Source organism: Allobosea sp. P4_E12 (genome assembly GCF_056401655.1).
In genome coordinates this window covers 393,014-413,309 of the sequence record NZ_JBFUIY010000001.1, presented here as the reverse complement: position 1 = coordinate 413,309, position 20,296 = coordinate 393,014, and the positions used below count along the sequence as shown (strand labels likewise).

19 protein-coding genes are annotated in these 20,296 nt (G+C 64.6%); 6 read left to right on the top strand and 13 right to left on the bottom strand.

Translation table 11 applies throughout. The features are described from left to right. Positions 1-30 precede the first annotated feature (30 nt). Positions 31-1,395 carry a sigma-54-dependent transcriptional regulator FlbD gene (flbD, locus tag AC1DW9_RS02035; protein ID WP_441489567.1) on the top strand — a complete coding sequence of 455 codons (1,365 nt, stop codon included), beginning with the start codon at positions 31-33 and terminating at the stop codon, positions 1,393-1,395. 26 nt (positions 1,396-1,421) lie between these two features. Here flbD and AC1DW9_RS02030 read toward each other — a convergent pair whose 3' ends face one another. From AC1DW9_RS02030 to AC1DW9_RS02020, 3 genes are all read right to left on the bottom strand, one after another. Further along, positions 1,422-1,748, bottom strand: coding sequence for a hypothetical protein (locus tag AC1DW9_RS02030; protein ID WP_476775246.1), 327 nt, complete (start codon positions 1,746-1,748; stop codon positions 1,422-1,424). A gap of 131 nt (positions 1,749-1,879) precedes the next feature. Further along, positions 1,880-3,322 (bottom strand): MFS transporter, encoded by a 1,443-nt coding sequence (locus AC1DW9_RS02025; RefSeq protein ID WP_476775245.1) that lies wholly within the window; start codon positions 3,320-3,322, stop codon positions 1,880-1,882. 94 nt (positions 3,323-3,416) lie between these two features. Further along, a complete protein-coding gene (locus tag AC1DW9_RS02020; protein WP_476824860.1) occupies positions 3,417-3,746 on the bottom strand; it encodes a hypothetical protein in 330 nt (109 codons plus the stop codon). Between the two features lie 287 nt (positions 3,747-4,033). Here AC1DW9_RS02020 and flhA point away from each other — a divergent pair, with 287 nt between their 5' ends. Next, positions 4,034-6,118 (top strand): flagellar biosynthesis protein FlhA, encoded by a 2,085-nt coding sequence (gene flhA, locus AC1DW9_RS02015; protein WP_476768100.1) that lies wholly within the window; start codon positions 4,034-4,036, stop codon positions 6,116-6,118. A 7-nt stretch (positions 6,119-6,125) separates the two neighbouring features. Here flhA and AC1DW9_RS02010 read toward each other — a convergent pair whose 3' ends face one another. After that, positions 6,126-6,680: a helix-turn-helix domain-containing protein gene (locus tag AC1DW9_RS02010; RefSeq protein ID WP_476775243.1), complete on the bottom strand. Its 555-nt coding sequence runs from the start codon at positions 6,678-6,680 to the stop codon at positions 6,126-6,128. A 153-nt stretch (positions 6,681-6,833) separates the two neighbouring features. Here AC1DW9_RS02010 and AC1DW9_RS02005 point away from each other — a divergent pair, with 153 nt between their 5' ends. Next, on the top strand, positions 6,834-7,721 hold the full coding sequence (locus AC1DW9_RS02005; RefSeq protein WP_476768091.1) for a DMT family transporter: 888 nt from the start codon (positions 6,834-6,836) through the stop codon (positions 7,719-7,721). 61 nt (positions 7,722-7,782) lie between these two features. Here the strand turns inward: AC1DW9_RS02005 and AC1DW9_RS02000 are convergent, their stop codons facing one another. Continuing rightward, positions 7,783-8,820, bottom strand: coding sequence for a lysylphosphatidylglycerol synthase transmembrane domain-containing protein (locus tag AC1DW9_RS02000; protein WP_441489561.1), 1,038 nt, complete (start codon positions 8,818-8,820; stop codon positions 7,783-7,785). Between the two features lie 150 nt (positions 8,821-8,970). After that, positions 8,971-9,354: a CopM family metallochaperone gene (gene copM, locus AC1DW9_RS01995; protein WP_441489560.1), complete on the bottom strand. Its 384-nt coding sequence runs from the start codon at positions 9,352-9,354 to the stop codon at positions 8,971-8,973. Between the two features lie 100 nt (positions 9,355-9,454). Here copM and AC1DW9_RS01990 point away from each other — a divergent pair, with 100 nt between their 5' ends. Then, positions 9,455-10,150, top strand: coding sequence for a GNAT family N-acetyltransferase (locus tag AC1DW9_RS01990; RefSeq protein WP_476768089.1), 696 nt, complete (start codon positions 9,455-9,457; stop codon positions 10,148-10,150). Between the two features lie 66 nt (positions 10,151-10,216). Here the strand turns inward: AC1DW9_RS01990 and fliJ are convergent, their stop codons facing one another. Then, a complete protein-coding gene (fliJ, locus tag AC1DW9_RS01985; protein WP_043237924.1) occupies positions 10,217-10,621 on the bottom strand; it encodes a flagellar export protein FliJ in 405 nt (134 codons plus the stop codon). Positions 10,622-10,862: 241 nt separating this feature from the next. Between fliJ and AC1DW9_RS01980 the strand changes: the two genes are divergently transcribed. Beyond that, complete coding sequence (locus AC1DW9_RS01980) at positions 10,863-12,068, top strand: MFS transporter (RefSeq protein WP_476775242.1); 1,206 nt, start codon at positions 10,863-10,865, stop codon at positions 12,066-12,068. On the opposite strand, the gene fliI is transcribed toward AC1DW9_RS01980, so the two are convergent. Further along, positions 12,055-13,395 (bottom strand): flagellar protein export ATPase FliI, encoded by a 1,341-nt coding sequence (gene fliI / locus AC1DW9_RS01975; RefSeq protein WP_476775241.1) that lies wholly within the window; start codon positions 13,393-13,395, stop codon positions 12,055-12,057. The two genes, AC1DW9_RS01980 and fliI, sit on opposite strands and share 14 nt — an antisense overlap. A gap of 344 nt (positions 13,396-13,739) precedes the next feature. Between fliI and ctrA the strand changes: the two genes are divergently transcribed. Further along, a complete protein-coding gene (ctrA, locus tag AC1DW9_RS01970) occupies positions 13,740-14,441 on the top strand; it encodes a response regulator transcription factor CtrA (protein ID WP_069882553.1) in 702 nt (233 codons plus the stop codon). Between the two features lie 219 nt (positions 14,442-14,660). Here ctrA and AC1DW9_RS01965 read toward each other — a convergent pair whose 3' ends face one another. The 5 genes from AC1DW9_RS01965 to AC1DW9_RS01945 form a co-directional block, all read right to left on the bottom strand. After that, positions 14,661-15,551 (bottom strand): CheR family methyltransferase, encoded by an 891-nt coding sequence (locus tag AC1DW9_RS01965; protein WP_476775240.1) that lies wholly within the window; start codon positions 15,549-15,551, stop codon positions 14,661-14,663. Continuing rightward, positions 15,548-16,669, bottom strand: a complete 1,122-nt coding sequence (gene cheB, locus AC1DW9_RS01960) for a chemotaxis-specific protein-glutamate methyltransferase CheB (RefSeq protein WP_476831841.1) — start codon at positions 16,667-16,669, stop codon at positions 15,548-15,550. The genes AC1DW9_RS01965 and cheB overlap by 4 nt, the downstream gene beginning before the upstream one ends. Before the next feature lie 100 nt (positions 16,670-16,769). Next, the gene (locus AC1DW9_RS01955) at positions 16,770-17,135 is read right to left on the bottom strand and encodes a response regulator (RefSeq protein ID WP_043237911.1); all 366 of its coding nucleotides are present in this window, start codon (positions 17,133-17,135) and stop codon (positions 16,770-16,772) included. A gap of 30 nt (positions 17,136-17,165) precedes the next feature. Next, on the bottom strand, positions 17,166-17,660 hold the full coding sequence (locus tag AC1DW9_RS01950) for a chemotaxis protein CheW (protein ID WP_476768084.1): 495 nt from the start codon (positions 17,658-17,660) through the stop codon (positions 17,166-17,168). Continuing rightward, positions 17,657-20,269, bottom strand: a complete 2,613-nt coding sequence (locus tag AC1DW9_RS01945; protein WP_476775238.1) for a hybrid sensor histidine kinase/response regulator — start codon at positions 20,267-20,269, stop codon at positions 17,657-17,659. Before AC1DW9_RS01945 ends, AC1DW9_RS01950 begins: the two co-directional genes overlap by 4 nt. Positions 20,270-20,296: the final 27 nt, after the last annotated feature.

The window sequence follows — 20,296 nt, the reverse complement described above, 5'->3', positions numbered from 1 at the left end:
GTTACGCACTCATCCGGAAAGGCCTGAGCCATGCGCCTCATCATTGTCGGCGGTCTCAAGGGACAGATCATCGCTGCGGCCAAGATCGCCATCTCGCATGGCGCCGCCGTGACCCATACTGACGGCCTCGATCAGACCCTGGCGGTGTTGCGCGCCAAGGGCGCCGACCTGCTGATGATCGATGTCGCCCAGCCGATCGCGCAGTTTGTCGCGGCTTTGGAGAGCGAGCGCATCCGCACGCCGATCGTTGCCTGCGGTACCTCGACCGATGCCCGTGCGGCAGTTGCCGCGATCCAGGCCGGCGCGCGCGAATATGTGCCGCTGCCGCCTGATCCGGAGCTGATCGCGGCGGTGCTGGAAGCCGTCGCTGCCGACCAGTCCAGCCTGATCTGGCGTGATCCGGCCATGGAGCGCGTGGTGCAGCTCGCCGGCCAGATTGCGCGCTCGGAGGCGCCTGTTCTGGTGACCGGAGAGAGCGGCACCGGCAAGGAGGTCATTGCACGCCACCTGCATCAGAAGTCGCTGCGCAAGGACAAGCCCTTCGTTGCCGTGAATTGCGCGGCAATTCCCGACAATCTGCTKGAATCGGAACTGTTCGGCCATGAGAAGGGCGCCTTTACCGGTGCGATCGCACGGCGCATCGGAAAGTTCGAGGAGGCTCATGGCGGCACACTCCTGCTCGACGAGATTTCCGAGATGGATGTCCGCCTGCAGGCGAAACTGCTGCGCGCGCTTCAGGAACGGATGATCGACCGCGTCGGCGGCTCGCAGCCTGTGAAGGTCGATCTCCGGATCATCGCGACCTCGAACCGGAATCTCGGCGAAGCGGTTCGCGAAGGCTCCTTTCGCGAAGACCTGTTCTATCGCCTGAACGTCGTGCATCTGCGGCTTCCCGCCTTGCGCGAGCGGCCGGGCGATATCCTTGTGCTGGCGGATCATTTCGCCAAGAAATATGCCGAGATCAACGGTATGCCCCTGCGTCCGATCGCGGCCGATGCCCGCAAGGCACTGTTGGCCAATGGCTGGCGAGGCAATGTGCGGGAGCTCGAGAACACGGTTCACCGCGCGGTCCTGCTGGCCCAGGGCACGGAGATCGGACCCGATGCGATGGTGACCCCGGAAGGCGAGTCGCTTGGTCCGTCGTCAGGTCACGACGTCGCAAGCCGTGTCGTTCAGACCGCTGAGGCCGTGACACGCGGCCTGGTGGGCCGGACTGTTGCCGATGTCGAGCGCGACCTCATCCTGGATACGCTGGACCACTGTCTCGGAAACCGCACGCATGCGGCCAAGATCCTCGGAATCTCGATCCGCACGCTCCGCAACAAGCTCGGCGAATATACCTCGGCCGGTATTGCGGTTGCCGAGCCGGGACAGGCGCGCGTCAGCGTCGCCTGACCCAGGGCGAAATCCCGAAGAGAGGGTCAGTAATAGTACCGACGGCGGTAATAGGGTCGATAATACCGCGGGCGGTAATAATATCGAGGGCGATAATACCGCGGTCGGTAATAGTACCTCGGGCGGTAATAGGGGCGGCGATACCCATAATAGCGCCGCCTGTAATAATAACTGTACTCGGCGTCCGCCTTGTCCAGCGTTTCGCTGGCTTCGGCGGCAAGCTTGCCTTCACCCTCGGCCGGTTCAGGGGTGGGAATGAGCTTGGGCTCGGCCGCTGCGGCGCCAGCCATCCCGCCAAGGCTGGCCATAGCCATGCCGCCGAACAGGGTCATCATGAACGAACGTCTATCCACGGCGTCCTCCAGACAGGGTTTCGGCCACCCTTTCGGCATCCCCGAAATGGTGCCAGATGCTAACGCTTGTCGCAGCGCATTGTTCCAACCGATCGCGCTCCCTCCCGCATCGGCCAGGTCGTCCGGCGGGCTCAATCCGCGGCATTCAAGGGCCGGGCGACGCTTTCCAGCGGCCGGCGTTCAGCCCTGACTGCGTAGAGCGCTGCAATGACGGCAGCAGCCAGCATGAGGGCCGCGCCAAACAGGTAGCCGCCGAAGACGCTTGCCCGCGATCCGGTGTCGATCAGGGCACCGAACAGCCAGGGGCCGGCAATGCCACCCGCGCCGGTGCCGATGGCGTAGAAGACCGCGATGGCAAGCGCGCGCATCTCGACGGGGAACGTCTCGCTGACCGTCAGATAGGCCGAACTTGCGGCGGCGGATGCGAAGAAGAACACGACGCTCCAGCACAGCGTGAGCTGGGAGGCCGTCACCAGATTACGCGCGAACAGATAGCCGGTGCCGGCCAGCAGAAGCGCCGACAGAGCATAGGTCGCCGCGATCATGGTGCGCCGGCCCAGCGTATCGAAGAGCCGCCCGATCAGGAGCGGACCCAGGAAATTGCCGGCGGCGAAGGGCAGGATGAACCAACCGATCAGATGCGAAGGCACCTGGTAGAAATCGGTCAGGATCAACGCGTAGGTGAAGAAGATCGCATTGTAGAAGAAGGCCTGCGCGACCATCAGCGCCAGCCCGACGAGCGCTCGCTGGCGATGTGTCACGAAGAGGGAATGAAAGACCTCGCCAAGTGGCGTCGCCGGTCGTGGTCGCAGGCGGATCTGCGCCAGGCCTTCACTGGCGCTGTAGCTGACGCCGGCTTGCGTCTCGATGCGGATCACGATCGCAGCCGCTTCCTCTGCGCGGCCATGGCTGATCAGCCAGCGCGGGCTTTCAGGGATCCAGCGCCGCAGGATGAGAATGATCAGGCCAAGCGCCGCGCCGATGAAGAACGCGAGCCGCCAGCCGAGTTCGGGATTGATGGTGGCCGGGTCGAGCAGGACGATCGCTCCGATTGCGCCCAAGGCTGCTCCGACCCAGAACGAGCCGTTGATGACGAGATCGACCCACCCGCGCACGCGCGCCGGCACCAGTTCCTGAATGGTCGAGTTGATCGCCGTGTATTCACCGCCGATTCCCATACCGGTGAAGAAGCGGAAGATCAGGAAGCTCGTGACGCTCCAAGAGAACGCCGTCGCGGCCGTGGCTGCGAGGTAGACAAGAACGGTGATGCTGAAGAGGCGCTTGCGGCCGAGCCTGTCGGTCAGCCAGCCGAAGAACAGGGCGCCGAAGACGGCGCCGGCGATATAGGCGGCGCCGGCAAGGCCGATTTCCGTATTGGTGAAGCGGAGCGCCGGACTTTCCTTCAGTGCCCCCGAGACCGATCCGGCAAGGGTCACTTCCAGCCCATCCAGGATCCAGGTGATCCCGAGAGCCACCACGACCAGCGTGTGAAAGCGCGACCATGGCAGGCGATCGAGCCGGGCCGGGATATCCGTCGCGATGACCGCGGGCAGAGCCGCTTCGTGCGGCGACATGGCGATCCTCCCTCATCGTCTGGCGTGCCTCACGGCTTCGCCTCATACGAAGAAGGAGGCGCCCTTCGGCACCGCCTTCCGCAAATCCTACGTCTCAGCGCACGATCACATTCCGGCGCACCACCACGGGGCGGCGATAGCGCGGGGCGGGGCGGCGCACGACCACACGCTCGCGTACCACGACCGGACGCCGGTAGGCTGGACGAGGCCGCCGAACGACGGTGCGTTCGCGGACCACCACCTGACTGAAATCGGCATCGGCACGGTCAAGCGCGGCCTTGGTTGCGGCATTCAATTCGTTGGCAGGCAATATCTCCGGCGTCGGGGTGGTCTTGCCCGTCGCTGCCTGGGCAATGGCGGTCCCGCCAAGGCCGGCCGCTGCGAGGCCACCGAAAAGGCTCAAAACAAAGGAACGTCTATCCACGAAGATCTCCAATCAAGTCGGCCGGAAAGCCAGTATGTCGACCCCGCTCGCGAGTTGTTCGGTCGAATGGGGCCAGAACGCGGCAGTTCAATAACGATCCATTCAGGAAGGGGTTCCACGGCCCGATTTTCTGGTCGGCTTAACCATTCATTCACCATGAACCCGGCAAGAATTGCCGGGTATCGTCGCGGAAGCTGGAGGGGCATGGTTGCCTGACGGCCGCGTCGCGACGGGGAGTGGACTGGTCGATGACGGATGTAGCGGCGGGCGCCGGTGGCGGTTTCAAGATGCCCAGCGGCGGCGCCATGGGGAATTTCCTCAACCGGCCCGACCTGTTCCTCGCCATCGGCGTCATGGGCATCCTCGTGGTGCTCATCTTCCCGCTGCCGGCACTGCTGCTCGACCTGCTCCTGGCCTTGTCGATCATCCTGTCCGTACTGGTGCTGATGACGGCGCTCTTCATCGAGGAGCCGCTGGAATTCTCGGCTTTTCCGACAGTGCTGCTGATCGTCACGATGCTGCGGCTGGCGCTCAATCTCGCCTCGACGCGCCTGATCCTCGCTCACGGCCACGAAGGCAGTGCCGCCGCTGGCCACGTCATCGAAGCCTTCGGCAATTTCGTGATGAGCGGCAATTTCGTGATCGGGGTGATCGTCTTCACCATCCTGATCATCGTCAATTTCGTGGTCATCACCAAAGGTTCGGGCCGCATCGCCGAAGTTGCGGCGCGCTTCGCCCTGGATGCCATGCCCGGCAAGCAGATGGCGATCGACGCCGATCTCTCGGCCGGTCTCATCGATCAGGACGTCGCCAAGGAGCGCCGCAAGGCGCTGGAGGACGAGGCCAACTTCTTCGGTTCGATGGACGGTGCCTCGAAATTCGTGCGCGGCGACGCCATCGCCGGCTTGCTGATCACCTTCATCAACGTCCTCGGCGGCATCATCATCGGCGTCGCGCAGCAGGGCATGGGCTTCGGGGATGCGGCGCGCGCCTATACGCAGCTGACCGTCGGCGATGGCCTCGTCAGCCAGATTCCGGCCCTGATCGTCTCGACGGCGGCCGGCCTTCTGGTCTCCAAGTCAGGCGTGCGCGGCGCCGCCGACAAGGCGCTCGGCAGGCAGCTCTCAGGGTACCCGAAGGCGCTCGGCATGTCGGCGGCGGTAATGCTGCTGATCGCAATCCTGCCCGGTATCCCGATGCTGCCCTTCCTGCTGCTCGCCGGTGGTTCGGCCTGGCTCGCGCGCCATTTCGGTCAGATCGCCAAGGCACGGGAAGTTCAGGTGGCGGAGGCTGCGCAGGCTGCATCGCCGCTTGCCGCCGATGGCACGCCGAAGGAGGAGACGCTCAACGATCTGCTCAAGCTCGACGAGCTCAAGATCGAGATCGGCTACGGGCTGCTGCCGCTGGTCAACGCGGCGGGCGGGCAGGATCGGCTGACCGATCAGGTCCGGGCACTGCGCCGCCAGCTCGCTGCCGAGCTCGGTTTCGTGATGCCGGCGGTGCGCATCGTTGACAACGTCCAGCTCGAAGCGAACCACTACTACATCAAGATCAAGGAGATCGATGCGGGGCACGGCATCGTCTATGCCGGCCAGTTCATGGCCATGGACCCGATGGGCGGCAGCGTGAATCTGCCCGGCCACAACGTGCTGGAGCCGACCTTCGGCCTGCCTGCCACCTGGATCGACGCGTCACTGCAGGATGAGGCGCAGCTGCGCGGCTTCACCGTGGTCGATGCCGCCACGGTGATCTCGACGCATCTGACCGAAGTGCTGAAGTCGCATATGCCGGAGCTGCTCTCGCATGGCGAAGTGCAGAAACTGCTGCGCGAATTGCCCAAGGACCATGCCGACCTCGTCAAGGAGATCGTGCCGAGCCAGATCTCGACCACGGGAATCCAGCGCGTGCTGCAGCTGCTGCTCGCGGAGCGCATCTCGATCCGCGATCTCGCCACCGTCGTCGAAGGCATCGCCGAAGTCGCCGGCGGCATCAAGAACCCGCGCGACATCGCCGAACATGTCCGGGTGCGGCTGGCCCGGCAGATCTGTGCCCAGTTCTCGAACCAGCAGGGGCATTTGCCGATCATCACGCTCTCGCCGGCCTGGGAGAGCATCTTTGCCGAGTCGATCGTCGGCCAGGGCGAGGACCGGCATCTGGCCATGCAGCCCTCGCGCCTGCAGGAATTCGTGCATCAGGTCCGCGACAAGTTCGAGGACGCGGCGCGTATCGGCGAGATGCCGGCGCTGGTCACCTCCGGCATGGCACGACCGTTCGTGCGCCAGATCATCGAGCGCTTCCGCCGCGAGACACCCGTACTGTCGCAGGGGGAAATCCATCCCCGCGTCCGGCTGAAGACGGTTGGAAGCGTCTGAGCCGGCTTCAGCGGCGCACGACGACAACGAGATAGCGCACCGGTTCCGGTCCGGGATTGCAGAAGCTGCAATCGCTGGGCGCCCCCAGCTCAAGGCAGTCGCCAGCCTGGAGACGCTTCATCGTCTCGCCTTCGCGAAAGTCGAGCGTGCCGGACTGGACCCAGATCTGCTGCCTGATGAACGCGTAGGAGCTTGCGGGATACGAGATGCGTGCACTGGGCGGCAACTCGGCATCGACCAGCTCAATGCCCGCTTCGCCAGCCGGCGAAATGGCGCGCCGAGTGAAGCCGGTTTCGGGATCGCGCCAGAATGGTTGATCCGCGCAGCGTCGGAGAAACTCGCTCGGCGTCTCGGCTCGCGCCAGAAGGTTCGACAAGGTCAACCCGAAGGCGCCGGAAAGCCGGCCGAGGAGGACAGCGGTCGGGCTCGCTTCTCCCCGCTCGATCTTGCTGATCATCGCGCGGGACACCCCGGATTTGTCGGCGAGATCGCTCAGGCTCCAGCCGCGGCTTTCCCGCTCGATGCGCATGCGTTCGGCAAGCCTTGACGTCAAATCGTCCATTATCATAGCGTTGATTCTTCTATAGTAGATCGTTCAGAGTGCAACCCATGACAGACGGCGCGGAAGCGCAGGACGCCCGCTTGCGTCGCGCCCCTGCAGCCGTCGCCAATCCGGCATTGGCCCTGCCGTTTCCGCATCGCTAAGGACCGGGGCATGTCGCGCAACGCCTTTTACTTCGCCCTGATGTGTCTGGTCTGGGGGCTGACCTTCCTGCCGGTCAAGATCGGCTCGGCCCATGTTCCGCCGATCTTCCTTGCAGCGGCACGGTTCTCGATCGCTGGTGTCCTGATGCTGCTCTGGGCCGGGCGCGATCTTCTCGCCGTTCCACCCGCAGCGCGGCGGCGCCTGCTGATCACCGCACTCCTGGTGAATACCGGCAACTACACCTTCCTGTTCTGGGGGACCGCGCATGCACCGTCGGGGCTCGCCGCCATCGTCAATCTCGCGACGATCCCGATCTATACGCTGATCGCGAGCCGCTTGATCGAGGGGCAGCGGATCACCGGCCAGCGCATCGCGGCCATCGTGCTTGGGCTCATCGGGCTTTGTTTTCTGTTCGCGACGCGCGCCTCCAGCGGCTGGAGCGCGGCGCATGGCGATCCGATGGAGATCTGGGGGCTGGCGGCCGTGGCCTTTGGCACGTTGCTCTACTGCTTCGGCGCCGTGTTGACGCGGCGGATCGCCGGCACCATGCCGACGCTGACATTGGCCGGCTGGCAGACGGTCATTGGTGCGCTCGGCCTTGCGGCCGTCTCGTTCGCTGTCGAGCCCGTCACGCTTGCTGATATGCGCGCGCTCGGAGAGTGGCCGGTCTGGCCCGCCGTTGCCGTCCTGGTGATTGGCGGCTCGCTGATCGGCTTCACCATCTACATGCGGCTGCTGCGCGACTGGGGCGCCTTCCATGCCGGGCTCTATGCCTTCGTCAGCCCGGCCATCGCTGTCACAGCCGGAGTTGTCGTGCTGCACGAGCCATTCGGCCTGTCCGAGGCAATCGGCGCGGTGTTGATGTTCGGCGCAGCTGCGATCGCGCTCAGACGCTGAGGCCATGGTCTAGCGCCTGATGCTACCCGAAAGCCGGTTCCCGCGTTCGGCATCATGCTTGTCAGGGAGGGGGTGCGATGCGGGTGTTCTTCCTGAGCTGGCTGCGCTCGAAGGCCAGCACGATCGGCAGCGAAATCACCAGCGGCAGGATCAGGTAGAACAGCCGCCAGATCAGCAGGGCCGCAAAGACAGCCGGTGCCGGCACGCCCGGCATGACCGCGAGGAAGACCGCTTCCATCACGCCGACCCCGCCCGGTACCTGGCTGAGTAGCCCGGCCGAGAAGGAAAGGAGGAAGGCGCCGAGCACGATGAAGAAGCCGGGGTTTCCCTGATCGGGCAGCGCGAAATAGATGATGCCGGCGGCACCCATCAGTTCCAGAGGCGCAGCGAGATATTGCCGCGCAACTACCGGCAGCCGGGGATAGATCAACTCGAACTTGCCGATCTTGAGCGGCCTGAACTTCAGCCAGGAGCCGACCGTGTAGAGCCCGACGAAGGCGAGCAGCCCGAAGCCGATCAGCCGGGCAGTCGCATCGCCGAGGGTGAACCAGTGGGAAAGCCGGCCGAGCGGGCGCAGGATCTGAGGCTCCCCGATCAGGACGAGCCCAAGCAGCAGAATGGTTCCGAAGGCGAAGGTGAAGGAGCAGAGCGCCACCAGAACCGCGACATCGGCCGTTGTTAGGCCCTTCGCGGTATAGGCGCGGAACCGGACCATGCCGCCCGAGAAGACCGAGGCGCCGATATTGTGCGAGAGCGCATAGGTCACGAAGGAACAAAGCGCGATATAGGGCCAGGAGATGCCCTTCTCCTTGCCGAGATGGATCAAGGCAATGCGGTCATACCAGGCCAGCGCAGCGTAAGCGACGAGCGTTGCGAGGGCTGCGTGCAGGAAGGCGTCCGGGGAGATCAAGGCGATCTTCTGGCCGATGCCGGCCGCAATGATCTTGATGTTTTGCCAGAGGGTTCCTTGCTCCAGCAATGCCTGGACGGCGGCATCCGTGCCGGCCTCGGCCTTGAGCTTGTCCCAGAGCAACTCGACCGACCAGACGACCGCGACGAGACCGATGAGCGGCCAGAGATAGTCGAGATAGCGTTTCATGAAACCGGCAGGCTGCGAGGAGGCGTCGAAGGCGGTGTCGCGGCGCGCAGGGGAAGGCCTGGATAGCCGGCCGGAGCGAACCTTCGCCTGTGTGCCAGCGAGGGAGGGCGAGGGCAAGCGGCGTTGCCCGCGCCAGGCCGCACGGACGGCCTATTTTCCGTTTTTCTTCAGCCAGTCCCGCATGAAGGCGATCTCCTTCTCCTGGGCGGAGATGACCTCAGTGGCCAGCTTCTTGATTTCCGGGTCCTTGCCATGAGCAAGCACGACCTTGGCCATGTCGATGGCGCCCTGATGATGCGGAATCATGCCACGCACGAAATCGGCATCGGCGTCGCCGGTGAAGGAGGTCGCCATGTCCTTGTGCATCTTGTCATTGACCGCCTTGTAGGCGGCTGTCGCCGGCGTGTCCGCGACGCCGGTCGCCGAGCCCTGCATGGCGCCGTGACCCTGGTGCTGCTGCGCAACGGCGACACCGCCCAGTGCCGCGATGCCGAAGAGAGCGGCGGCGAGCTTCAGCTTTACACGTCTGGTCATCGAAAAGAATCCTCATTCGTTTGAAGCGGCGCGCCACAGCTTCTCCAGGTGGGAATGGGCCATGCACCGTACGAACTGATCTTTCACCCGGGATCATGTCATGATCGCGGCGATATCCGGCAGCCTCGACGGCGCAGGCTTCGAGCGTCTGCCTCACGGCCAACGTACCGCAGACAGGATCATGAGCGACAGCATTCCCATCAGCCTGACCGGCATCACCGACCTTCCGCCCGGCAAGATCGCGGCGATCGTCACATCTCTCGAGATGTTTGCGCCGCCGGCCAAGCGGGCCGATCCGCCCGGCCTTTCGGGCTTCTCCCTCGAGCCGATCGGGAGAGACGATGTCACGCGCTATCTCGCGATCTACCGTGTGCTCGGTGAGCGCTGGATGTGGTTCAGCCGGCTGGTCAAGCCCGTGGCGGAGATCGAGGCGATCCTGGCGGATCCAGCCGTCGAGTTCTTCGCCGTTCGGGCCGATGGCCGCGACGTTGGATTGCTGGAGCTTGATTTCCGCGTGGCGGAAGAGGGAGAGCTCAGCTTTTTCGGGCTGGACGAAACCGTGCTGGGCCGCGGAGCCGGCCGCTGGTTGATGAATCGGGCGCTGGAACGGGCCTGGGCCCAGCCGATTTCGCGCTTCTGGGTACACACCTGCACGCTCGATCATCAGAGCGCCCCTGAATTCTATCAGCGCTCGGGGTTCACGGTCTTCAAGCGCAGCGTCGAGGTCGACGATGATCCGCGGCTGGCAGGGCATATGCCGCGCGACTCCGTGCGGCATCATCCGGTGATCGAATGAAAAAGGGGGGCGGGAGGCTAACGGCCTCCCGCCCCTTTTTCGTGCAAGATCCCTGAAGCCAGACGGTCAGGCGCGTGAGCGCAGCCCGATCGAATCCATCATCGACTGGTCGCGCGCTGCTTCGGCGGCCCGCTCGGAAGCACGCTCGCGATCGTCGAGAATCTCGACCTTCTTCATGTCCTCGAAGGCTTCCTGAAGCTCAGCCTTGGCCTCGTCGAGCTGGCCCTTCAGATTATCCGCCGACTGCCGCAGGTTGTCGCGGCGCCCGAGCGCTGCCTTGGCATAGGTCGGGTAGGCGAAATGAGCAGGGTCGGAGATACCGGCCCGTGTCTCCTCGCTCTGGATCTCACGATCCAGATCGGTCGCCATGCGATGGAAATCCGCAATCATCATCTCAATCTGGCTTACCCGGCGACGCTTTTCGTCCACCTGGAAGCGTTTGAGACGCAAGAGGGTCTCTCGCGACTTCATGTCGTGTCCAACTCCTGGTTACGCATGGCGGCTCCCCGACCCCTCGGTTCGCCGCCGGAACTTGATCCGCGAGACGAAAAGGACAATGGCGCAAGGAGGTTGACCGTTTCTTACCGAGGCCGCCCGCTTTCGACGCATATTGAGCCCGCGTCGCTGCTGCTGCCGTACGCTGTGTGTCCCCTATAGAGTCTGCGCAGTTATCAGGGCGTTCGCCCGTCTTTCCCTCCCGGATCGCCTTCCCTTGCTCGCCTCATCACGCCTTCCGGAGCACTGGCCGCTGCTCTGCGGCCTCGCTCTCACCCGCATTATCGGCTGGGGATCGACCTATTACGCGCCGTCGGTCCTTGCCGCCTATCTCGATCGAGATCTCGGGATGAGCGGGGAGATCGTCTTCGGAGGCATCACCATCCTGCTCGTGACCGGTGCGGTGGTCGCGCCAATGGTCGGGCGACATCTCGATCGTCGCGGAACGCGGCGTGCCATGTGTGCCGGGGCTATCATCTGCGCACTGGGCTTGGCCTTGCTCGCGGCGGCACAGGGGCCGATCAGCTATCTCGCGACCTGGTTCGTCATCGGTATCGGTCACTCGCTGACGCTCGCCAATGTCGGCAATGTCACGGTCGCGCAACTGATGGGCGCGCGAACACGACGCGTCATCGGCGTGATGATGCTTGCCACGGGCCTTGCCTCAAGCGTGTTCTGGCCGCTTTCGGCAGCCCTTTGCGCTGCCTATGGCTGGCGCGCGGCCCTGCTGATCTTCGCCGCGATCCAGATCGTGATCGTGCTGCCGATCCATCTCGCCATCCCGGTGACAACGCCTCACGCACCCGCTTCCGGCCCGACAGCGGCGGCTCCGCCTGCCGATGAGGGCAGGGTGCCTGCGCACGAGCGTCGCCCGATCTTCTGGTTGCTGGCGTTCGCCTTCTCCGCAAGCGGCTTGGTCTCCTGGGGGCTGCCGCTCCACCTCATCGGCCTGCTGGAGAATTCCGGACTGACCAGCACCACGGCGGTCACGATCGCTTCGCTAGGCGGGCTTGCAACGCTTGTGGCCCGTCTGGTCGACGTCCTGGCCGGGGAACGCTTCGCTGTCGAGCGTGTGGCCTTGGTCGGCCTTGTGCTCGGGCCGCTCTCCTGCCTCTACATGGCGCTGGCGTCAGGAGCCGCGCTTTCGGCCATCGTCTTCGTCGCTGCCTTCAACGCTGCCATGGGCGTCATTGCCGTGGCTCGCGCCACCTTGCCGCTCTCGCTGTTCGGCCGGCGCGGCTTTGCGACCATGCTCGGGCGTCTGACGGTTCCGCAGAACCTGACTTTCGCAGCCGCGCCGCTGCTCTTTGCGGTGATGATCGAGCGCTTTGGCAGCAGCGCGACGCTGATGATCTCGGCGGTGATCCAGACCGGCGCGCTGGCGGCGATGCTGATCCTCGTGCGCCGCGTCAGCTCGCCATGATGGCTGCGAGCCTGGCGTAGCCTTCCCCCAGTGACGTCGCCTCGTCCTTGGCCTGTTTCAGGAAGGCTTCGAGCTGAGGGTTGAGGCGGATGGCCTCGTCGACCTCTGCCGATGCGCCCTGGCGATAGGCGCCAAGCCGGATCAGCTCCTCCATGTCGGAATAGGTCGCGAGTGTCGCGCGGGCCTTCTGGACGACGGGATAGTAGGAGGGGTCGCAGGAGCGCGGCATGGTGCGCGACACGGATTTCAGCACGTTGATCGCCGGGTAGCGCCCACGCTCGGCAATGGAGCGTTCCATGACGATATGGCCGTCGAGAATGCCGCGCACCGCGTCGGCGACAGGTTCGTCATGGTCTCCACCATCGACCAGCACGGTGAACAGACCGGTGATGGCACCTTCGCCGATGCCAGGACCGGCGCGTTCGAGCAGGCGCGGCAACTCGGCGAAGACGGTCGGCGTATAGCCCTTGGTGGTTGGCGGCTCGCCGGCGGCAAGGCCGATCTCGCGCATCGCCATGGCAAAGCGCGTGACCGAGTCCATCAGGCACATCACCTGCGCGCCCTGGTCGCGGAAGTACTCGGCCAAGGTGAGGGTGGTGAGAGCGGCCTGCTTGCGCATCAGCGCGGGCTCGTCGGAGGTGGCGACCACGACCACGGAGCGCGCCAGGCCTTCCGGGCCGAGGTCGTCCTGCAGAAACTCCTGGACCTCGCGGCCGCGCTCGCCGACGAGCCCGATGATGTTGACATCGGCGCGTGCGTAGCGGGCCAGCATGGAAAGAAGAACCGATTTGCCGACGCCCGAGCCGGCGAAGATACCCATGCGCTGGCCAAGGCAGCAGGTCAGGAAGGCGTTGAGGGCGCGGACGCCGAGATCGAGCGGGGAGCCGACGCGGCGGCGTGCATGCGCGGGGGGCGGGTCGGCGCGGAAGGCGCAAAGATGTTCTCCCTGAGGCAGGGGCGGGCCGCCATCCACAGGTCTTCCGAGCGCATCGACAACCCGGCCGAGCCAGGCATTGGTCGGCCGGATGCCCGGGGCTGCCTTGTCCACATAGGCGGGGCAGCCGCGGCGGACACCGTCGAGGCCGCCATAGGGCATCACCAGCGCCTTTTCGCCGGAAAAGCCGATCACTTCGCAGGGGACACGCGTTCCCGGCGCGATCTCGATCTCGATGCGTCCGCCAAGGCTCATGGCGCCGATCGGTCCGGAGACCTCGACCATCAGGCCACGCACGCCCGTCACCCGGCCGAATGTCGTTACCGCATCGAGGTTACCGATTGTGGCGGCGAGGTCGGATAACCTGTCTATACCGTGCTTTGCGCCACTCATTCCCCGTCCCGTCAATCTTTCATTTACCTCTGTGATTAACACTGTGCATCGAGGCTGTGTCGTGTTGCAGGGGCTTTTTGTCCCTGTTCCTCGGAACAGTCCTCCGCGAAAGGCGATTTCGCGGGCGAAGGTCTCCCGATCCGTGTCAATTTCGACTCACCTCGACAAGGATCGTTCACTTTCTCCCTGGAAGCGCTTGCGCTCGGGAATCACGGTTTGTTAACCATTTTCCCAGTAGCGTGTCGCGTGGCGTTTCATCGGGCAAGCGCCTGGTCGTCCAGAGCCATGAGGGTTCGGATGAGAATGTGGTCGAGCTTGCCTCGGGGCGAAATTGGGGACGTGACATGCGGGTTCTGCTGATCGAGGACGATAGCGCAACCGCCCAGAGCATTGAGTTGATGCTCAAATCAGAGAGCTTCAACGTCTATACGACCGATCTGGGCGAAGAGGGTGTCGATCTCGGCAAGCTCTACGATTACGACATCATCCTCCTCGACCTGAACCTGCCGGACATGTCGGGCTATGAGGTGCTGCGCTCCCTTCGCGTCGCGAAGGTGAAGACGCCGATCCTGATCCTCTCCGGTCTTGCCGGCATCGAGGACAAGGTGAAGGGCCTCGGCTTCGGCGCCGACGACTATCTCACCAAGCCCTTCCACAAGGACGAGCTTGTCGCGCGCATCCACGCCATCGTGCGCCGCTCGAAGGGCCATGCGCAGTCGGTCATCACCACCGGCGATCTCGTCGTCAATCTCGACACCAAGACCGTCGAGGTCGATGCCGCCCGCGTGCACCTGACGGGCAAGGAATACCAGATGCTGGAGCTGCTTTCGCTCCGCAAGGGCACGACGCTGACCAAGGAGATGTTCCTGAACCATCTCTATGGCGGCATGGACGAGCCGGAACTCAAGATCATCGACGTTTTCATCTGCAAGCTCCGCAAGAAGCTCGCCAATGCGTCGGACGGAAAGAACTACATCGAAACCGTTTGGGGCCGCGGCTACGTGCTGCGCGAGCCGAACGATGTCGAGGAACGCATTCCGGCGTGATCGGTGTCATCCGGTCGTCACGATCGGATGCGACAAGAGATACAGCCTGATCGTCGGATGTACACGACAGGTTGACGGGACCCCGCCGAGAGGCGGGGTTTTTGTTTATGGCGGCAGCGGCCTAAAGCATCGGCCCGAAAGTCGATTGCGGTTTTCGGGCAAGCCGATGCAAGCACAGAAGGTTCGATCATCGACCGGATACGGTATCCAGTCCGATGATCAGAGGCGGGAGCCGGCCGTGGGCAGCGGACGCGGCCGGTCGAAGGGGTAGCCGAGACCGGGCGACTGAGCCTTGCCGGAGCGGCCGTCGCGGTAGAGGCCGCGATGCTGCTTGTCCGGAACGATGCTGGTGGTGATCCCGATCACCGTCTCTGCGGCGCCAAGCAGGAAGGCTCCATCCGGGGCGAGCCGCTGGGCCAGTGCGGCCATCACCCGCGCCTTGGTCGGAACGTCAAAATAGATCAGCACGTTGCGGCAGAGGATCACGTCGAAGAGGCCGAAATGGCCGCTCGAATCGAGCAGGTTATGCTGCCGCAGCTCGACCATCGCGCGAATCTGCTCCGAGATGCGCCACTTGTCGCCTTCCTGCCGGAAGTGCTTCAGCAGGAGTTGGATCGGCAGGCCGCGCTGGATCTCGAACTGGGTGTAGAGCCCGCCACGGGCGCGCTCCAGGACTTCGGCGGAAATGTCGGTTCCGACGATCTCGATCCTCCAGCCCGCCAGCTGCGCCGCCATCTCATCCAGGATCATGGCAAGGGAATAGGCTTCCTGTCCGGTCGAAACTGCGGCGCACCAGATCCGCAGGGAGCGGTGGGCCGCATTCGCAGCGAGTTTCTCGGGGAGGATCACATTGCGGAACAGATCGAATGGGGTCCGGTCGCGGAAGAACAGGGTCTCGTTGGTGGTCATCGCCTCGACGACGGCATTCTCCAGGCCGCGGTCGCCTTCGAGCCTGAGGCGCTGCACAAGCGGACCGAGCCCCGCGATATTTCGCTTTCGGCAGAGGATGCCGAGCCTGCTCTCGACGAGGTAGCGCTTCTCGGTGCTGAGGGAGAGACCCGAGCGTAGGTGCAGCAGCGTGCGCAGGAAGTCGAAATCGGCCTCCGTCATGCCGAGGATCCTCCACGCACCAGCGCACGAATGGCGAGGCCGATGCCGTCGAGCGCGACAACGGTGCTGGCATGGCGGGCGCGCACGACGGAGCCTGGCATGCCCCAGATCGTGCTCGACGTTTCATCCTGTGCGATTACGGCGGCGCCGGCGCGGCGCAATGCGCCCGCGCCATCCGTGCCGTCACTGCCCATCCCGGTCATCACCAGGCCGAGCGCGGCCGGACCGAGGTGATTGGCAGCTTCGCTGAAGAGCACATCGACGGCGGGTCTGCAGAAGCGTACCGGCGGCCCGTCGCCGATGCTCGCGACGATATGGCCGAGCCTGCGATCGATGCCGAGATGGCGTCCTCCCGGCGCGATATAGACCGTGCCCCTGCTCAGTCTTTCGCCATCGAAAGGCTCGCGTGCCCTGACACCGATCTGTCCGGAGAGCTGTTCCGCGAAGGACGCCGTAAAAAGCGGAGGCATATGCTGGACGACGAGCGTCGTCAGGTCCTGGAGGCCATCGCCAATATCGGTGAGGACCTTGGCCACGGCGCGGGGGCCGCCTGTCGAGGCGCCGATGACGAGGTAGCGCGGCATCATCGAGATCAGCGGCCTGAGATCCATGATGCCGCTCGGCAGACCCGGCTCAGGCGGGACTTCGCTGAAAGGCAGCAACGCCTCGTGCGAGGATTGTGCGATGCTGCTGAGCTTGAGCAGGAATTCGCTCCGGAAATCCAGCGACAGCGTCATGCCGGCGCGACTTTCGGGCTTGGGTAGCACGTCCATGGCGCCCATGGTCATGCCCTGCAGGGCGAGCCGGGCATTGCGTTCCGTCAGCGTCGTGGCCAGCAGGACGGCAGTCTTCGGGCTCTCCCTGACGATCTGGGGCAGTGCTGCAAGACCGTCGAGGCCGGGCATGTCGAGGTCGAGGACCATGATATCCGGGTGGTAACGCGTGGCATGCTCCACGGCCGTCTCACCGTCGCCTGCCACCGCGACGACGTGAAACTGGCCGCTCTCGCCGAGCCAGCGTGCGAACAGCCCGCGCACGACGACGGAGTCGTCGGCGATGACGACGGTCTTCGGACGTATGGCTGTTCTGCCATGGCTGGATGAGCGGGGGCTCATCATTCGGCACGACCCCTGTGCGTCGAGTGCAGGGCTGGCTGGGTGGGCCACCAATGGCCCGCCGAGAAATGGGCCGCGACGGCACGGGCCGCGGCGCGACGTGTCACAGCAGGCCGACCTGATGGAACTTGGAGGCGACGATCTCCTTGTCGAACGGCTTCATAATGTATTCGTCGGCGCCGGCGTGCATGGCGCGCGCGATATGGGCAATGTCGTTCTCGGTCGTGCAGAAGACGACCTTGGGCCGTTTGCCGCCTGGCATCTGCCGTAGGGTGCGCAGGAAATCATAGCCGTCCATGATCGGCATGTTCCAATCCAGCAGCACAGCGTCCGGCATCTCGCCCTTGCAGGCATCGATCGCCCGGGCGCCGTCCTCGGCTTCTGCGATTCGGAACTGGAGACCCTCGAGAATGCGGCGTGCGACCTTGCGGATCACCGCTGAGTCATCGACGACGAGGCAATATTTCATGGTCATTCTCCAGAATGGGCGGGCCGCGGCTCAGGCAGCCAAAGGCAGGTCGATCTTCAGCACTGCGTCGATGTCGAGCACGACGAGAAGGCGGTCTTCGAGGCGGTGAACGCCGGCTGCCAGGGAGGCCCAGGCGCGGTCGAGATGGACCGGCACGGGCTCCAGCGTGGAGTGATCGAGACGGATCACCTCGCCGACCGCGTCGACGATCAGCGCGTAGGCCTCTCCACCATGATCGATCCCCACCGCAACCAACTCCGTGGCTGCGCCCAAAAGGGGCTCCCGGCCGAGCCGCTTGCGCAGGCAGAGTGCGGTCACCACGCGCCCGCGCAGGTTGAGCAGGCCGATGATTTCGGGCGGGGCCAGCGGCACCGGCGTGATGCGGCTGGTATTGAAGACGTCCTGCACGCGGCCGATCGGGAGCCCGAGCAACTGCTCGCCAATGGTCACGGTGACGTAGTCGAGGGATTCCGTGAAGCCCGTCGCGTCAGGGGCGGGACGTGCGTTGCTCTGCTTTGAGTTCATGCCGCCTGCCTCAGTCTGGAGCGGTTGTCCGCCAGCTCGGCGAGCAAGGCACGGCGATCGAATTTCGCAACGATGGCGTCCATGCGCGCCTGCGTTGCGAGTGCATAGAGCTCCGGGGTGGCGAAGGTCGTCATGCCGAGGATCCGGAATGCATCGCCGTCTTCGCCGTCACGCAGTTCGGCCGCAAAGCCGAGCGCTGCTTCGGCGTAGCGGTCGAGGTCGATCAACACGCCGTTGAGCCCGCCGGCGACGACATGCTGGCGGGCGCTGGCGATATCGGCGGCCAGTGTGACGCGAAGTCCTGCGGCCTTCAGGACGGGGGCCAGCATTTCGCGCAGGAATTCGGAAGGCTCGACCATCAGGACATGCGCGCTGCTGGACACGCCTTCGCGGCGGCTGGCCCGCAACCAGTTCGGATCGCCCTTGGGCAGGTAGTGCGCCAGATCGAGGATCTCGGTGGCGCGCCCCCTGATGATCGCCGACCCGACGGCACCCTGGTCGAGCATGGCCTGCAACTCGACATCGAGAACCTCGTCAACGATGTCGACGATCGCGTCGACGGCGAGGCCCATGGTCAGCTCGCCTTCCGCGATGATGACGAGTGCCTGCAGGCCCTTGCTCTTCACCTGTGTCTCGCCGACGGGGATGATCGGCATCAGACGGCCGCGATAGTTCAACAGCACGCGCCCGCCGCTGATCTCGAACCGCTCTGCCTCGACCTCTTCCAGGCGTGTGACGAGCGAGAGCGGCACGGCTTTCAGGCTGTCGGCACCGGCGCGAAACACCAGCATGGTCGTTCGCTCACCGACAGGGGAGTGGCCGTTGGCCGCGTTCTGCTCGGGGGCATCGGCAGAGGTCGTCGCTCCGACGAGGCTGGCGACGCCATTGGGGTCGACGATCAACACGACCGCGCCATCGCCTAGGATGGTGTTGCCGGAGAAGATCGGGATGTGACGCAGCTTCGTCGACATCGGTTTGACGACGATTTCCTCGGTGTGGAACACGGTGTCGACCAGAATGCCGAACTGACGTTCGCCGATCTGTGTCACCACGATGAACCCGTCATCTGCTGCCGCGGGACCGGCGTTCAGCAATCCGGCAAGTGCGATGATCGGCAGCAATCGGCCACGCAGCCGCAGGACAGGTGTGCCGTTGATCTGCTCGATGCGGTGATCGGCCCCGGCCTTCACGCGGACGAGCTCGCGCACGACGATCTGGGGGATGGCGAAGCGCTGTTCGCCGCAGGCCACGATGAGGGCTGCGACGATAGCGAGGGTGAGCGGGATCTTGATGGTCAATGTGGTGCCGGCACCCACCGTGCTGGCGATGTCGATCAACCCACCAATGGCGTCGATATTAGACTTGACCACGTCCATGCCAACGCCGCGCCCGGAGATCGCGGTGACATTTTCCGCGGTCGAGAAACCGGGATGAAATATCAGGCGGCTGAGCTGCGCTTCGCTCATGCGCTCGATCTCGCCCTCATGGGCAAGACCTTGCTGCAGTGCCTTGCGGCGAATGCGCTCGAAGTCGAGGCCGCGCCCATCGTCCGAGATGGAGATGGTGACCGAGCCGCCCTCGTGATAGGCGGCGAGGCGAATGGTGCCGTGGGCCGGTTTGCCAGCGGCGACACGGTCGGCAGGTGGCTCGATCGCGTGATCGGCGCAGTTGCGCACCATATGGATCAAGGGGTCCTTGATCAGGTCGAGGATCTGCCGGTCGAGCTCGGTATCGGCGCCTTCGGTGACGAGCTCGATGCGCTTTCCGAGTTCGCCGCTGAGGTCGCGCACGATGCGCGGCAGCTTCGACCAGGCATTGCCGATCGGCTGCATGCGGGTCTTCATCACCCCGTCCTGCAGTTCGGCGGTGATCAGGGACAGACGCTGGAGCGGCGCCTTGAGCGCGGCGTCATCCTGGCGACGCGAGATTTCGAGCAACTGGTTGCGGGTCAGCACGAGCTCCGAGACCATCGTCATCAGATGCTCGATCGTGTCGACATTGACGCGCAGGCTCGCCGGGCCCGCCGAGCGGCTCTCGCGGGGGGAGGCGTCTTCGGCGGCAGCGTCGTGGCGGGCCGCGCTTTCGATGCGCCCGTCCGGTCCGCGCTGCGGTCCGGGTGCGCTCTGGAAGACGAGGTCGAGGCCGTCATCGGTCGCGGACAGAGCGTGCCGGGCCAGGTAGGCGGCGACCGGATCCGATGGGTTGACCGAAGGGGACTGTGCCAGCTCCTTCTTGGCCTGGTCGGCCAGCGCCTGCAATTCGCGGATCAGGATCTCGTCGCTGCCGGTTGGCTCCTGGCCCTTGTCGGCCAGCTCCGCCATGATCTCCTTGATGCGGTCGATGGTTTCCAGAATCGCGGTCACCGCGATTGCGTTCACGGTTGCGCCGTCGCGGAACTGGCCCATCACGGATTCTGCCGCATGCGTCAGGGCTTCGAGGCGCGGCAGGCCAATGAACCCGCACGTGCCCTTCACGGTATGAACCAACCGGAAGATGTTGCGCAGGATGTCGCGATTATTGGGCTCCTGCTCGAAGCGCACGAGCTCCCTGTCGACGGTGTCGAGATGCTCGCCAGTCTCGCCAAGGAACTCTTGGAGCAATTCGTCCATGCCGAAGACCATTACCCACGCAACAAT